This is a genomic window from Paraburkholderia sp. BL21I4N1 (assembly GCF_002973525.1).
Taxonomy (GTDB): domain Bacteria; phylum Pseudomonadota; class Gammaproteobacteria; order Burkholderiales; family Burkholderiaceae; genus Paraburkholderia.
Map to the genome: position 1 here is coordinate 151,911 of NZ_PVEN01000001.1, position 13,989 is coordinate 165,899.

Below are 13,989 nucleotides of genomic sequence, written 5' to 3' on the forward strand. Positions count from 1 at the left end.
CGCCGGGCGGCTACTTGCCGCCCGGCGTTTGCACCGCGCCCGCGCCCGGCTTCACGCTACCGTCGGACTGCGGGACTTCGACCGGCTTCACTTCCACCGGCGCGGTGCCGTTCTCTTTCAAGCCGAGTTTATCGGCGGTCTTGGGCGATACATCGACGATCCGGTCTTTGACATAGGGCCCGCGATCCTTGATCACCACCACCGCACTCGCGCCGGTGTCCAGGTTCGTGATTTTGGCCTGCGTGCCGATCGGCAGCGTCTTGCTGGCGGCGACATTGGACTGAGGATTCATCCGCGTGCCGTCGGCCATTTTTTTCGAGTAGAACTTCTTTCCATAGTAAGAGGCTGTCCCTTTGCGAGCTTTGCCGGAGCGATCGAGGGGCGCGTTGTTCGCGGCCTTGTGGTTCGCATGCGTGGTGTCCACGGTGGACGCCTGTTGTTGTTGCTGCGCAAGCGCGGTACTTAACCCGTCGAAGAGCGCGAGAAGCGGAAGCAGCAGCAAAAGCAGAAGCAGAAGCGTGCGAAGCTTTCCTCGTCGGCTGTGCTGCGGCGGAGTGAAGTCGGCATCGACGAACGGCGTCGATAACCAACCCACCGTGGTATGAAGATTCGTTTCCATTGCTACTCCTCCTCAGCCAGACGAAAGCAGCCATGACCTGAGTAGCAAAAGTGACGCCTGAAGTCCGCTCACCACGGAATCGTCTGGTTCTCCCATCGCGTGAATTGTCCCGTTGGGCCGTCCGCACCGAGCAGCGCGACGCGCACCGCCTCGCGAGCCCCTTCCTCCACCGTCTCCGTGCCCGCATAGCCATTGAGATTGGTTTTGGTGAAGCCCGGAGAAACGGCATTGACCTTGATTCCTTCCGGCTCCAGTTCGAGAGCCATGGCTAGAGTCAGTGCGTTGAGCGCCGTCTTGGACGCCGGATAGACAGGTCCAAAAATCGCACGGTACGGGAAGGCGGGGTCCGAGTTCGTCGTCAGCGAGCCGACGCCGCTCGAGACGTTGACGATCCGGGCATCCGGCGCCCGTCGCAGAAGCGGCAGCATCGCCTGATAAACCGCGAGAACGCCGAACACATTGGTGTCCCACACCGCGCGCATTTCATCGAGCGATACGTTGCTCGGGCGGGTCGTTTTCGCGTACTCCTCGACGGACTGGCCGGGCTGCTTGCTGGTATTCGAAATGGCGGCGTTGTTGATGAGCACGTCGAGCCGGCCCAGTTCCGCACGAATACGTTCCGCCGCGGCCGTGATAGAGGCCTGATCCGTCACATCGAGTTGAAGCGCGCGGGCGTCTGGCCCCACCTCGCTGGCCGCTGCTTCGCCGCGCGCCAGGTCCCGCGATCCGACCAGTACCGTGAAGCCGTGCGCCGCGAGGTCCTTGGCGATCTGAAGACCGATGCCTTGATTCGCCCCGGTGACGAGTGCAATAGGTTTGTCCTGCATGAGCCTCTCCTTGTCGTATTGCGTGGCTCGAAGCAGTCGAGCCGCGCATCATTCGTTCAGCCAGCCTCGGCCGCCCACTGTTCGGCATCCGCGCCCGCCGGAATACGCAAGGGCGAAGACGGATCGGTCGCCGCGCGCCACACCGCTTCCGCGACGTCCTGTGCGTGGGTGATCGGCGACGACGTATCTTGCAGCTGCGCGAAGACGCTCCTGACGAGGCCGGCATAAGCCTCATGGTCGAAACCGTGCATGTGAGCGCGCGCGTTGTCGCCGAAACGCGTGTCGGGCGCCCGTCCCGGCAGCACGAGACGCACCCGCACGCCGAACTGTTCGAGTTCCAGCGCCATCGATTCGGTGAAGGCGTTCACCGCGACCTTGCTCGCGCGATACGCGCCGAGCAGCGGCAAGGCCTTCAGCGTCACGCTCGACGTGACATTCACGACCACGCCCGCTCGACGTTGCCGAAACTGCGGCAGCACCGCCTGCGTCAACGCAATCGTGCCGAAGGTATTGGTCTCGAAGACCTCGCGCACCGTCTCGAGCGGCACGAGTTCGGCCGGTGACGCCGCGCCGAAACCCGCGTTGTTGACGAGCACGTCGATCGGACCTGCGGCCTCGACGGCTGCGCGAATGCTGTCCGGATTCGTGACGTCGAGCGCCAGCACACGCAGGCGCTCCGAAGCCGGCAGCACGTCGGCGCGCGGCGTGCGCATGGTGGCGATGACTTGCCAGTCCCGCGCGAGAAAGTAGCGGGCGATTTCGAGGCCGAAGCCGGAAGAGCAGCCGGTAATCAGCACGGTTTTCATGGAAACTCCGATGATTGGGGTGGGGTGTGCTCATACGATAGATCGCCAGCGCCGTACTCGCTACAATCGACAATCCGAATTTCATTGGCAGGAGTCCGGCGATGATCGATCCCTTGGCCGAAGTCGTGACGTTGCTGCAACCCAGCGCGCGGTTCTCCAAACTCGTCCACAGCGCGAGCCCCTGGCGGGTCAGTCGTTCGGATGCGGGCCAGCCGTTCTACTGCGCGATTCTCGAAGGCGGGTGCCGCATCACGATCGACGGACACGCGCCGCTCGAACTGCTGTCCGGCGATTTCGTCCTGATTCCCGCGGCATACGGCGTCGCGATCGCCAGCCTCGAAGCGCCGCCGTCGGGCATCGAGACGTCGGTCCCGGTCGCGCTCGGCAGCGGCGAATACCGGATCGGCGCGCCGGACCGCCCGATCGACACGCGCATGATGGCGGGCCACTGCCGCTTCGGCTCGCCGGATGCGTCGCTGCTGGTTTCGCTACTGCCGCAAATCGTGCGCGTTCGCGGCGAGCATCGGCTGGCCACGCTGGTGCAACTGGTGCGCGAGGAATCGCAGGAGCAGCGGCCCGCGCGCGAGGTCGTGCTGTCGCGGCTGCTGGAAGTGCTGTTGATCGAGGCGCTGCGCTCAACGGCGGGAACGAACGCATCGCCGGGTCTGGTGCGCGGACTCGCCGACAGCCGGCTCGCGGCAGCGATCCGTGGCATGCACGAACGCCCCACACACGCGTGGACGGTGGCGGAACTCGCGAAAGAAGCCGCGCTGTCGCGGTCGACGTTTTTCGAGCGCTTCAGCCGTGCAGTCGGCGTCGCGCCGATGGAATACCTGCTCGCGTGGCGCATGGCGCTCGCAAAAGACCTGCTGCGCCGCAACGAGGGCCGCGTCGCCGAAGTGGCGCAGCGCGTCGGCTACAGCTCGGCCAGCACCTTCAGCGTGGCGTTCACGCGGCACGTCGGCCGGCCGCCTGCGCAATACGCGCGTGAGGAACAGGCGGTCGCGAACGACGCGTAAGACGGGCGGCCGGTTCGGTTCGACCGCCACGAAAACTTCGCATGGCGGGAAACAGGTCATGCGCCGGGCCTATGTCGTGCCCAGCATTAGCCCTTGCGTTCCGTGCCAAAGATTACCAGGCTGAGGGTACTGTCGTGCATCCGCGCCGCCGTCCGATCGTCGATCACGCTCCGCCACGCCGATGCCCGCCCACTTTTGCGAGGAACTGGCCATGGATTATCGCGTTCCGGTTTTGATCGTCGGCGCCGGGCCGACCGGTTTGACACTGGCGCTGACGCTACGCCATTACGGCATCGCGGTGCGGGTGATCGACCGGCTGGAGCAACCCGCGGACCTGTCGAAAGCGCTCGCGGTGTGGCCGGCGAGCCTGGAACTGCTGAGCAGCCTCGGCGTTGAAGCGGCGTTCGACGAGGCGGCCGTCGCCATGAGCGCGGTGACCTTCGGCGACGGCGCGCGGCGCTTGGCGCGCGTGTCCATGAAAGACGGCATCGACAGTGCGCATCCCGAACCGCTCCTGCTGCCGCAGTCGCGCACCGAAGCGATTCTCACGGCGCGCTTTGTCGAGATGGGCGGCGTGATCGAGCGTGGTGTAGAGCTGACCGGTCTGAGCGAGACAGCCGATACCGTGACGGCCACGCTAAAACAGGCGGACGGCCGGATCGAGGAAGCGGCCGCATCGTGGCTGGTCGGCGCAGACGGCGCGCGCAGCGCGGTGCGACACGCCCTCGATATCGCGTTCGAAGGCGATACGGAACCCGACACCTATCTGCTCGGGGACGTACGTATCGCAGGCGCCGAGCTCGATCAGCACAGCATTCACATCTGGTGGCACGACGGCGGCACGGTCGCGCTGTTTCCGTTCGCGCATGACGTGTGGCGCGTAATCAGCCGCCGCGTCGGCCACGACGCGGCGTCGCGAGGCGACGAGCCGCCGACGCTCGATGAACTCCAGCAGAAGGTGACGCGCCACGGGCCACCGAACGCGACGCTGTCGGAGCCCGGCTGGTTATCGACTTTCCGCATCAATGAGCGGCTCGCGGCACGCTATCGCGAGGGGCGCGTGTTTCTCGCCGGCGACGCCGCGCATATTCATAGTCCGGCGGGCGGGCAGGGTATGAACACGGGCATACAGGACGCGGCGAACCTCGGCTGGAAGCTAGCCTACGTGCTCCAGGGGCGCGGCGAGGCCGCCACGCTGCTCGACAGTTACGAGGCCGAGCGGCGGCCCGTGGCGCGCCGTGTGATCGACAACGCGGCGCGACTGCTGCATGTCGGCATGGCGCCGCATCCGCTGGCGCGTCTTGCGCGCGACGCGGCGGTGTCCGTGCTCGATCACCTGCCGGCATTGCAGGAGCGTTTGCGAACCGAGATGGCCGAGACGGACATCACCTATCACGATGGTCCGCTGGTCGCGCTCGGCGGCGCGCCGGCGCATCCGTCGCGCGGTTTTCCGGGGACGCGTGCGCTCGATCTGCATTGGACTCAGGCCAGCGACGGGCAGCAGCGGACGCTATGGCCGCTGCTGGATGCACGTCACACGTTGGTCGTGTTTCGCGGCAGCGAGGCGCGGCGTGCCGAAGCCATCGTCGCGCCGTTCGCCGACGCGGTTCAAAGCGTCACGCTCGATACCGCCGACGACCCGGCGGGCGACGCGCGCCGGCGCTACGGCTTCGAAGGCGAGGGATGGGTGCTGATTCGCCCCGACCAGGTGATCGCGTTGCGGGGCACGTCGACGGACGTGACCTTGCTGGAGCGTTATCTCCGGGACGTCGTCTGCTCACGGAGCACCGCCACGCCTGAGTCGTCGTGATGCAACGCACGCTCAAATAATCGCAAAAAGTTAATAACAAAGAGGAAAACGTTTGCAACAGGCCTTTCAGCGAATCGACCTCCCGTTTCACTTTGGAGGAGGCTTTCTTTAATTATTGACCGTAACGAAACTGACATATAGACGCATTAGCGTGCTCATTTCTTGTTCATCGGGTAGTCTCGAAATGCACCCCGCGCTTGCGCAGTTTCGTCGCCCCGGAGTCACCGCAAGCCCGCGTTGCGCCGGCGATTTGTGTCAGGAATTTCCCGCTGTCGATGCCGCCGATTCAAACTCCCTCGCCATGGAGATTTTCTATGCACGGCGTGACATGGGCAGTTTGGCCGTGGTGGAAGGCGATCGCCCGATCGGACTGATTAACCGCGATATTTTCCTGTCGCAAATGAGCAAGCCGTTTCATCGCGAGCTCTACGACAAGAAAAGCTGTATCGCCTTCATGGACAAGGAGCCGCTCATCGTCGACGCCGACATGAGCATCGAGGCGCTGACGTTCAAGACGGTCGAGGCGGGCAACAAGGCGCTGTCCGACGGTTTCATCGTGACGCGGCAGGGCCGCTTCGTCGGCCTGGCGAGCGGCTTTCAGTTATTGGGCGCCGTGGCCGAAGTGCAGGCGGAAAAGAACCGTCAGATCATGCAGAGCATCGAATATGCGAGCGTGATCCAGCAAGCCATGCTGCGTGCTTCGCGCGACGCGTTGTCGTCCATGCTGGCGGATGCCGCCCTCGTCTGGGAGCCGCGTGACGTGGTGGGCGGCGACTTCTATCATTTTGCGTCGTTTCCCGATGGATGGTTCTGCGCCGTCGCCGACTGTACCGGCCACGGCGTGCCCGGCGCCTTCATGACGCTGCTGGCCTCGGCTTCGCTGTCGCAGGCGCTCGAACGGATCGGGCCGCGCGACCCGGCCGCGCTGCTGGCGGCGGTCAATCGCAACGTCAAGGGTCTGCTCGGTCAGGAGCACGGGGCGGGCGAGTCGCCGCAGTCGAACGACGGCCTCGACGCCGCGTTCTTCTGGTTCGACGCGCAAGCGCGGCAATTGCATTTTTCCGGCGCACGTATTGCGTTGCACGTTTTGCGGCCCGATGCCGAGGCGTTCGACAGTATTGCGGGCGAGCGCATGGGCGTGGGTTACGTGGACAGTCAGGCGGACTACGCGTGGGCGCTGAACACCGTTGAGCTTCCGCCAGGCAGCCTGCTGTTCGTTTCGACAGATGGATTGATCGATCAGATCGGCGGTCCGCGAAAAATCGCTTTTGGAAAGCGTCGGGCGCTCGGCCTCATTGTCGAGAACCGCGTTCAACCGTTATCCGTCATCTGCGCAGGTCTGCAGCGCGCCTTGGCCGAATGGCAGGGCGCCCAGGCGCGCCGCGATGACGTCACGCTCTTTTTTGCACGCGTTTAGGGTAGTCCATGAACATGTTTGAACTCCTCGAACAGGATGCCGCATTCTTTGAACTCGCTCAGCGGCGCAACCTGATTTTTTATCATAAAGGCTACTTCTCTCACAGCATCGTCGCGGCCATGAGCGAAGTCGTGAAATTGCAACTGGAAGTGGCGGGGGTCAGCGGACCGACCCGGCGCAAATTGTTTTCGTCGTTTATCGAACTCGCGCAGAATATCGTCCACTATTCGTCGGACTCGCTGGTCGAGGGCGGCGTCGAGGGCGGCGCAATTCGCGAGGGCGCGGTGTGCATCAGCACGGAGGGCGAGCGTCATCTGATGCTGTGCATGAATCCGATTGCGACGTCGGCGGTGAGTAGTCTGCGCGAAAGGCTCGAACCGTTGCGCAACATGTCGTTCGAGGAAATCAAGCAGGCCTACAAGCTGACGCTGCGCGCGGATACGCCGGAAGAAAGCAAAGGCGCGGGGCTCGGGTTCCTGACCATGGCACGCGACGCCAGCGCTCCGCTGGAGTTCGCTTTTTATCCGCGTGTGGATGCCCCGGAAACCACGCTGTTTTGCCTCAAGACCATCATCTGACCCAGTGACGAGTACGCGCCATGGATAATCTTTATATTGCGGCCACGACGACGTCGCCGGAAGTCGATTTTCAATTCGATCAGAACATGCTGACGTTCCGGGGCGAGTCGTATCCCGAGAATGCGGCCGCGTTCTATGCCCCTATCATCGAGCAGCTGCGCGCCTACCTGGCGGGTAGTCACGACGCCACGATCACGGTCGAGGTCACGCTCACGTACTTCAACAGTTCGAGCACGAAAATGCTGTTCAGCGTGTTCGATGCACTGGATCAGGCGGCTTCGGCGGGCAATCAGGTCCTCGTGCGGTGGTTCCGCGACGCCGAAGACGAAACCATTCTCGAATTCGGTGAAGAATTGCAGGCCGATTTCACGGCGATCCAGTTTACCGATTGCCCGGTGGCGACATAAGGACGGTTACGGTGGTGTCAACTTCCTCTTCGGACACACCTTCGAACGACGCGCCGGACCTGTTCCGGAACGAGAGCGAGGCGCTGGAGAAGGCCCGCGCGATTCATGCGAATGCCGACGCGGACGCCGAACAGTCCCGCCTGGCGTTGGCTGAACTGATCGGGCATTTCGAGCGGCTGATGCGCGAAACGCGCCGCCTGATTGGACGCAGCGACCGCGCCGAGCGCGAGATGCATGCGCTGACCCAGCAGTTGCAATATCGCGCGACGCACGATGCGTTGACCGATGTGCTGAACCGCAGTGCGGTGATCGAGCGCACCATCAAGGCGCTGCGAGTGGATCGCGCCGTGATGATACTGCTCGATATCGACGAGTTTAAGAAGGTCAACGACGACTTCGGCCATCCGGTTGGCGACGCCGTGATTCTCGGCATCGTCGATTGCTTGCGGCGCATTGTCGGCGATCGGGGTGTGATCGGCCGGGTTGGCGGCGAAGAGTTCACGGTGCTGTTGCCGGGGCACAATCTCGCCGACGCATTGCAGTTGGCGGAGAAGATGCGCGCGGCGATCGGAAGTCATGTGTTCGCGGCGCCCGTGAATCGTCGCATTACGGCCAGCTTCGGCGTCAGCGCCAATGCGATGCGAACCGATTTCGACACGGCGTACGGGTTGGCCGATTCCGCTTTGTACAAAGCGAAACGCGGTGGGCGCGATCGCGTGGAGTTCGCCGATCAGCAACTGGCGTCGCAGGCGGTGGCGGGCGAGGATTGAAGCGGCTTAGCACGAGGTCGGGGTAGCGTGAGATTTCTCGGCGCGCACGATCTCGATGGTACCGAGCATCGTGCGGAATCGTCCGTCGACGTGAACCTCCTTGAATCCCGCCTGCTCAACCATGCCCGGCAATTTGCCGCGGACGTTGTCTTGCGTCGTGCGGAAACCGTCCACCAGTTGAATGATGAGAAACGCCGCGCGCATCAGCGAGTCCTGCGCGGCACCCCAGTCGGCGATATGCAACCGTCCGGCCGGCTTCAGCACTCGATGTATTTCAGCTAACGTGCGCTGTTTGGCGTCGTAATCCAGGTGATGGAAGAAAAGGCTCGATAGCACGCTGTCGAAATGACTGTCGGGAAACGGTAGCTCGGCCGACATTGCGTGCGAGAAGTTGACCGACACTCCACGTTCCACCGACTTGCGCCGGGCGCGCGCCAGAATCGCCGGATCGCCGTCGATGCCATGCATCTCCAGCGCCGGTTCGCGCTGCGCTACCATGCAGCCTAACGTTCCCGTACCGCAACCCACGTCGAGCACGCGTTGTTCCGGTTGCAGCGCAACGCCGTCGAGCAGCGCCGATTTGAACGTCCGCTCGCGGGACGTCATCGCAACGACGGGGTCGTATAGCGCGGTCAGGGAAGCGAAGCGCAGCGCGTGGATATAGCCGTTATCGGAAGACATTCATGCACCTCGAGGACGCGGGTTAGGGATCGAGGCGCCAGCATGCGCGCGGTCATGCTCTCCGCACTTGAATAAACTGGCTGATATGTCTGCGACTCCCTTTCGCCTTTATGTTTGGCCGCAGCGCCTGCTCATGCTGGCGCCCGCTCACGCGTCGGACTTGCACCGGCATCATCTGGCGCAGATCGCGTTCGGTCTCGACGGGCCGGTTGTCTTCGAGTCGCCGCAAAGCGGCATGCACCACGCCGATCTGTTGCTCATTCCGCCCGATGTCCCGCACGCTCACTCCGCGTTCGGCACCTCGGCCGTGTTGTATCTGGAGCCCGAGAGTACCGAATGGGCTCGCTTTAACGGCCGCGAAAGCGCCGGTCTGGCGGCGTTGCCGTTTGACCCGCGGTTGCGGGCTCTCGCGCGCGATGCCGCCGCCGGCGATGCCGTTGCCGCGCAGTCGTTGGTGGACAGTCTGATCGGAGCGCCGGCGCACGGCGCGTCGGCCGAGGATGTTCTCGTCTTGCAGGTTTGCGCGCTGGTCCGCGAGCGTCTCGATGAAACGATTACGTTGGCGGCGCTGGCCGAGGCTGTGCATCGCTCGCCCGGCCGGCTCGCGCATCGCTTTCGCGCCGCGACCGGCGTGCCGTTGCGACGTTACGTTTTGTGGTGCCGCCTTCGCGCGGCGATGGAAGAGGCCATGCGCGGATCGAGCCTGACCCGCGCGGCGCATGCGGCGGGTTTTGCCGACTCGGCGCATCTATCGCGTACGTTTCGCGCGATGTTCGGCATTGCGCCGTCGTTCCTGTTCGAGCGTGGCCGCGTTAGCGTGACGTTTTGCGAAACAGCAGCGAGCGGCTAGCCGGAAAATAGCCTGGCGCGCGGCGTCCCGAGACACACGACTCAGGTATGCTGGGGTCTTCGGGTTAGCTTCCGTGCAAGGGGAGAATATGCGGCGCGTCGTATTCAATCAGAAAGGTGGCGTAGGTAAATCGACGATCGTGTGCAACCTGGCGGCCATCAGCGCCAGCGAGGGTCTGCGCACGCTGGTGATCGATCTGGATGCGCAGGCGAATTCAAGTCAATACCTGCTCGGCGCCAAGACCGGCGAGGCGCATCCGACCGTTGCCGGTTTCTTCGAAACCGCGCTGACGTTCAGCTTCAAACCCGTGGAAATCACGTCGTTCATTCATCCAACGCCGTTCGAGAATCTGGACGTCATGCCTGCCCATGCCGACCTCGACGCGTTGCACGGCAAGCTGGAATCGCGCTACAAGATCTACAAACTGCGTGATGCGCTCAACGAGCTCGATAGATACGACGCCATTTATATCGACACGCCGCCGGCGCTGAACTTCTATACCCGCTCCGCGCTGATTGCCGTCGAACGTTGTCTGATTCCGTTCGACTGCGACGACTTCTCCCGCCGCGCGCTGTACACGTTGCTGGAAAATGTGAAGGAGATCCAGCAGGATCATAACGACGCGCTGGAAGTGGAAGGTATCGTCATCAACCAGTTTCAACCGCGTGCGAGCCTGCCGCAGCAACTGGTTGATGAACTCGTCGCCGAGGGCTTGCCGGTGCTGGCTTCGCGACTGTCTTCGTCGGTGAAGATTCGCGAGTCACACCAGCAGGCGAAGCCCGTCATTCACCTCGATCCGGGGCATAAGCTCTCGCAGGAATATCGCGCGTTGCATCGGGAACTGAGCGCATAGCGGGAAGCTTTCGTTCCAGCTTTAGTTGGCGGGTTCAGGACCGATCCCGCTCGCATTTTGCGCGGACTCGGTCAACCACACCAGCTTCTCCATTTTCAGTTGCCCCATGCGCTTCGACGTGAGGCGCGAATCGATCCGGTTCACCACCACCAGATCGAGCGACGGTACGACGACGGCATATTGACCCAGGTGGCCATCGGCCCAGAACGTGGGCCTTAGCAGCGCTGCTTTCGGGCCGCGAGGCCGGTTTGCCGGCAGGCTCGTCCACCACATGTAGCCGTAACCGCCAGTTGCCGTGTCCGAATACGATTGCGTCGATTCGGCGACCCATTGCGCCGGCACGATCTGCCGGTCGCGCCAACGGCCATCATGCAGATACAGCAGCGCGAAACGGGCAAGATCGCGCGCGCTCATGTCGATCAGATAGGCGGGATAGCGCGTGGCAAGACCGCCGGACACATAGTGACCATCCGATGGCCGGTAATCCTGCATACCGATCGGGTTCGCGATCTCCGTCTTAAGGGCCTGGAAAATGTCCGTACCGGCGGCCTTCGCGTAGATCGCGCCGACCGTATTGAAGTCCCAGTTGTTGTAGTACCAGAACGTACCGGGCGGATGGCTATAGCGTGGCGGTTTGGCCGCCTGCATTTCCGCCGTTTCGTACACGGACGGGTGATAGACGCCTGAGCGCGCCTCCAGCAGCATGCGCACGGTGGCCTGCTTCTCGGTCGGCGAAAGCGCCGGCTCGTTGTCGTCGACACCGAGCTGCGCCAGCGTGTCGTCGAGGTGTATCTGGCCACGTTCGACCGCGATGCCGATCAGTGCGCTCATGAAGCTTTTGCGCGCCGAATAGAGGTTCGATCTTCTCGATACGTCGCCCCATTCGGCCACGACCACGCCGTTGTGGACGATCATGCCGGATGTCGAACCTTGCTGTTGGGCGTAGGCGACCGCACGATCGATACCTTCCTGCGAGAAGCCCTGCGTGGTCGGCGCCGCTTGCGTCCAGTCGATGCCGGGAAACGGGGATGAAGGGTTGGACGTGTCTGAAGACGGCGCCGATGACGATGCCGAGGGTTGCCCCGAGGCACATGCGCCGAGCATCGATACGATTCCCGCGGTGATAAGCAGGCGAGATGTTCCGCCTTGCCGGCTCGTTTGGCGCGGACCTGACATATTTCCCCTCTCCGTCACGGTTTGGCTCGCTGTCGCTTCGATGTATGTCAGCGGCGCCTTGCGACCACTAGGCCAGCAAGCCCCGTTTGCGCAACATCGACGCCGCCTTAGGATCGCGGCCAAGGAACGCGCGGAACGCAGCACGCTGTTCGCGGCTATCCCCGGCGCTATAGACGTAACGCTGCAGCTTGTCGGCCAACACCGGCTCGAAGGCATCGCCGGTTTCTTCAAACGCGTCGAACGCCTCGGCTTCCAGCACTTCCGCCCACATGTAGACGTAGTAACCTGCGGCATAATACGCGCCGCCAAAAACATGCCCGAAGTGAGGTAGTCGGTGACGCATGCCCACTTCACGCGGCACGCCGAGACGCTCGCACTCGCGCGCTTCGAAATCGGCAATGTCGATACTCGCCGGATCTTCATGCAGATGCAGCGCCATATCGACCAGCACCGACGACGCGTACGCCACCGTCTCAAACCCTTGATTGAACGTCTGCGAAGCACGAATACGCTCGATCAGCGCAGCGGGAATCGGCTCGCCGGTCGTCACATGGCGTGCGTGCTTTGCCAGCACTTCCGGCACGGTGGCCCAGTTTTCCATGAGCTGCGACGGCAGTTCGACATAGTCTCGCGGCACGTTGGTGCAGGCCAGACGTCCATACGTCACATTTGACAACAAGCCATGCAGCCCATGGCCGAACTCGTGGAACAGCGTGCGGACGTCGTCGAAACTGAGCAGCGTCGGGCCGTTGCCACCGCGCGCGAAATTGTTGTTGTTCACCACCAGCGGAATCGCTTTGCCACCGTTGCGCGTCTGAGTCCGATAGACGCTCATCCACGCGCCACCCTGCTTGTTCGGCCGTGCAAAGTTATCGCCGAGGAACACACCGATCAGCTCGTCGCCGCGCCGCACTTCCCACAGGCGCACGTCGGGGTGATACAGCGGCACGCCGGTCTGTTCGACGAAGCGAACCCCGAACAGGCGGCTGGCGCAATCGAACATGGCGTTCAGCATGGCATCGAGGCTGAAGTACGGTTTCACTTCCGCGTCGTCCAGCGCGTAGCGGGCCACGCGCACTTTCTCGGCGAGGTAGTACCAATCCCATGGTTCGATGTCGGTGGGTTCGCCGAGTGCGGCGGCCTGCGCGACCAGCGCCTGACGCTCCTGCTCGGCGCTCGCCTTGGCCGGTTCCCACACCTGGCTGAACAGGTCATACACGGCGGCGGGTTCGCCCGCCATGCGGTCGGTCAGTGCGTAGGCCGCGTAGTTGTCGTAGCCCAGCAGACGCGCCTGTTCCGCGCGCAATACCAGGATTTCGCGTGCCAGCGGGCGGTTGTCCCGTTCGGGCGTTTCGCCGCGGCCGGTCCATGCGCGCCATGCGGCTTCGCGCAAATCGCGACGCGTGGACCATGTGAGAAACGGCTGCACCAGCGAACGCGAAAGCGTGATGACATAGCCGTCGACGCCGCGTTCCTGAGCTGCACTTCGCGCGGCTTGGCGAAGGAAATCGGGCAGACCCGCGAGGTCGGCCTCGGTGCTCAGCGGCAACTGGTAACTGGATTCATCGGCGAGGACGTTTTGCGCGAAGCGGGTGTACAGCTCGGCGAGCCGCTCCGCGATCGCGGCGAAGCGCTCGCGGGCGGCGCCTTCCAGCAGGGCGCCGGTGCGGACGAAATCGGTATGCAGTCGTTGCAGCAGGCGTTGCTGTTCTTCGTTCAACTCCAGCGTGGCGGCCTGCCGGTGCACCGCGTTCAGTCTGGCAAAGAAGCCGGCATGCAGGGAAACCTGGCTGTCGTGCGCGGCCAGCAGCGGCGCCATGTCGCGTTCCACCGCCTGCAACGCCGGCGACGATTCCGACGAGCACAGGTTTTCAAAGACGAGGCGCACGCGATTCAGCCCTGCGCCGGCGGCGTCGAACGCGACTGCGGTGTTGTGGAACGTGGGGGCGGCCGGATTGGTGGCCAGCGCGTCGATTTCCGCGAGATGCGCCGCGAATACGACGGCGAAAGCCGGCGCAAAGTGCTCCGGCTTGATCTGCGCGAACGGCGGCAGTTGATAAGGGGTTTGCCAGTCTTTCAACAGCGGGTTGCTGTGGTCTGTCATCGCGATCTGCCTTGTGGGCGTCAGGGTCCAGGAGCTGACATGATAAGACATTGCAGTCGACTGGTGAGCGCA

General features: G+C 63.4%; 14 protein-coding genes. 8 read left to right on the top strand and 6 right to left on the bottom strand.

Annotated features, from left to right (window positions below; genetic code table 11):
* Positions 1-10: 10 nt before the first annotated feature.
* The 3 genes from B0G83_RS00700 to B0G83_RS00710 all read right to left on the bottom strand — a co-directional run bounded on the left by B0G83_RS00700 (position 11) and on the right by B0G83_RS00710 (position 2,252).
* Positions 11-619 carry a septal ring lytic transglycosylase RlpA family protein gene (locus B0G83_RS00700; RefSeq protein ID WP_105505526.1) on the bottom strand — a complete coding sequence of 203 codons (609 nt, stop codon included), beginning with the start codon at positions 617-619 and terminating at the stop codon, positions 11-13.
* 68 nt (positions 620-687) lie between these two features.
* Positions 688-1,446: an SDR family oxidoreductase gene (locus B0G83_RS00705; protein WP_105505527.1), complete on the bottom strand. Its 759-nt coding sequence runs from the start codon at positions 1,444-1,446 to the stop codon at positions 688-690.
* 56 nt (positions 1,447-1,502) lie between these two features.
* Positions 1,503-2,252, bottom strand: coding sequence for an SDR family oxidoreductase (locus B0G83_RS00710; RefSeq protein WP_105505528.1), 750 nt, complete (start codon positions 2,250-2,252; stop codon positions 1,503-1,505).
* Between the two features lie 101 nt (positions 2,253-2,353).
* On the opposite strand from B0G83_RS00710, the gene B0G83_RS00715 reads away from it, so the two are divergent.
* The 6 genes from B0G83_RS00715 (at position 2,354) to B0G83_RS00740 (ending at position 8,253) form a co-directional block, all read left to right on the top strand.
* Positions 2,354-3,271 (top strand): AraC family transcriptional regulator, encoded by a 918-nt coding sequence (locus B0G83_RS00715; protein WP_181156646.1) that lies wholly within the window; start codon positions 2,354-2,356, stop codon positions 3,269-3,271.
* A gap of 211 nt (positions 3,272-3,482) precedes the next feature.
* Positions 3,483-5,081 (top strand): FAD-dependent monooxygenase, encoded by a 1,599-nt coding sequence (locus B0G83_RS00720; protein WP_219848992.1) that lies wholly within the window; start codon positions 3,483-3,485, stop codon positions 5,079-5,081.
* A 301-nt stretch (positions 5,082-5,382) separates the two neighbouring features.
* On the top strand, positions 5,383-6,498 hold the full coding sequence (locus B0G83_RS00725; RefSeq protein ID WP_105505530.1) for a SpoIIE family protein phosphatase: 1,116 nt from the start codon (positions 5,383-5,385) through the stop codon (positions 6,496-6,498).
* 14 nt (positions 6,499-6,512) lie between these two features.
* Positions 6,513-7,076: a SiaB family protein kinase gene (locus tag B0G83_RS00730; protein ID WP_105506512.1), complete on the top strand. Its 564-nt coding sequence runs from the start codon at positions 6,513-6,515 to the stop codon at positions 7,074-7,076.
* 20 nt (positions 7,077-7,096) lie between these two features.
* On the top strand, positions 7,097-7,483 hold the full coding sequence (locus B0G83_RS00735; protein WP_105505531.1) for a DUF1987 domain-containing protein: 387 nt from the start codon (positions 7,097-7,099) through the stop codon (positions 7,481-7,483).
* An 11-nt stretch (positions 7,484-7,494) separates the two neighbouring features.
* The gene (locus B0G83_RS00740; RefSeq protein WP_105505532.1) at positions 7,495-8,253 is read left to right on the top strand and encodes a GGDEF domain-containing protein; all 759 of its coding nucleotides are present in this window, start codon (positions 7,495-7,497) and stop codon (positions 8,251-8,253) included.
* A gap of 6 nt (positions 8,254-8,259) precedes the next feature.
* On the opposite strand, the gene B0G83_RS00745 is transcribed toward B0G83_RS00740, so the two are convergent.
* On the bottom strand, positions 8,260-8,934 hold the full coding sequence (locus tag B0G83_RS00745) for a class I SAM-dependent methyltransferase (RefSeq protein WP_105505533.1): 675 nt from the start codon (positions 8,932-8,934) through the stop codon (positions 8,260-8,262).
* 133 nt (positions 8,935-9,067) lie between these two features.
* On the opposite strand from B0G83_RS00745, the gene B0G83_RS00750 reads away from it, so the two are divergent.
* Both B0G83_RS00750 and B0G83_RS00755 read left to right on the top strand, forming a co-directional pair.
* A complete protein-coding gene (locus B0G83_RS00750; protein WP_181156648.1) occupies positions 9,068-9,784 on the top strand; it encodes an AraC family transcriptional regulator in 717 nt (238 codons plus the stop codon).
* A gap of 88 nt (positions 9,785-9,872) precedes the next feature.
* On the top strand, positions 9,873-10,637 hold the full coding sequence (locus tag B0G83_RS00755; RefSeq protein ID WP_105505535.1) for a ParA family protein: 765 nt from the start codon (positions 9,873-9,875) through the stop codon (positions 10,635-10,637).
* Between the two features lie 21 nt (positions 10,638-10,658).
* Here B0G83_RS00755 and B0G83_RS00760 read toward each other — a convergent pair whose 3' ends face one another.
* Positions 10,659-11,741 (bottom strand): serine hydrolase, encoded by a 1,083-nt coding sequence (locus B0G83_RS00760; RefSeq protein WP_181156649.1) that lies wholly within the window; start codon positions 11,739-11,741, stop codon positions 10,659-10,661.
* 139 nt (positions 11,742-11,880) lie between these two features.
* A complete protein-coding gene (locus B0G83_RS00765; RefSeq protein WP_105505537.1) occupies positions 11,881-13,917 on the bottom strand; it encodes a M3 family metallopeptidase in 2,037 nt (678 codons plus the stop codon).
* Positions 13,918-13,989: the final 72 nt, after the last annotated feature.

What these genes read in the sequence shown, in the direction of transcription:
- B0G83_RS00765 (WP_105505537.1), bottom strand. Translation starts at nt 13,917, where the DNA reads ATGACAGACCACAGCAACCCGCTGTTGAAAGACTGGCAAACCCCTTAT.
- B0G83_RS00750 (WP_181156648.1), top strand. Translation starts at nt 9,068, where the DNA reads ATGCTGGCGCCCGCTCACGCGTCGGACTTGCACCGGCATCATCTGGCG.
- B0G83_RS00755 (WP_105505535.1), top strand. Translation starts at nt 9,873, where the DNA reads ATGCGGCGCGTCGTATTCAATCAGAAAGGTGGCGTAGGTAAATCGACG.
- B0G83_RS00700 (WP_105505526.1), bottom strand. Translation starts at nt 619, where the DNA reads ATGGAAACGAATCTTCATACCACGGTGGGTTGGTTATCGACGCCGTTC.
- B0G83_RS00735 (WP_105505531.1), top strand. Translation starts at nt 7,097, where the DNA reads ATGGATAATCTTTATATTGCGGCCACGACGACGTCGCCGGAAGTCGAT.
- B0G83_RS00730 (WP_105506512.1), top strand. Translation starts at nt 6,513, where the DNA reads ATGTTTGAACTCCTCGAACAGGATGCCGCATTCTTTGAACTCGCTCAG.
- B0G83_RS00720 (WP_219848992.1), top strand. Translation starts at nt 3,483, where the DNA reads ATGGATTATCGCGTTCCGGTTTTGATCGTCGGCGCCGGGCCGACCGGT.
- B0G83_RS00715 (WP_181156646.1), top strand. Translation starts at nt 2,354, where the DNA reads ATGATCGATCCCTTGGCCGAAGTCGTGACGTTGCTGCAACCCAGCGCG.
- B0G83_RS00725 (WP_105505530.1), top strand. Translation starts at nt 5,383, where the DNA reads ATGGAGATTTTCTATGCACGGCGTGACATGGGCAGTTTGGCCGTGGTG.
- B0G83_RS00705 (WP_105505527.1), bottom strand. Translation starts at nt 1,446, where the DNA reads ATGCAGGACAAACCTATTGCACTCGTCACCGGGGCGAATCAAGGCATC.
- B0G83_RS00760 (WP_181156649.1), bottom strand. Translation starts at nt 11,741, where the DNA reads ATGCTCGGCGCATGTGCCTCGGGGCAACCCTCGGCATCGTCATCGGCG.
- B0G83_RS00710 (WP_105505528.1), bottom strand. Translation starts at nt 2,252, where the DNA reads ATGAAAACCGTGCTGATTACCGGCTGCTCTTCCGGCTTCGGCCTCGAA.
- B0G83_RS00745 (WP_105505533.1), bottom strand. Translation starts at nt 8,934, where the DNA reads ATGTCTTCCGATAACGGCTATATCCACGCGCTGCGCTTCGCTTCCCTG.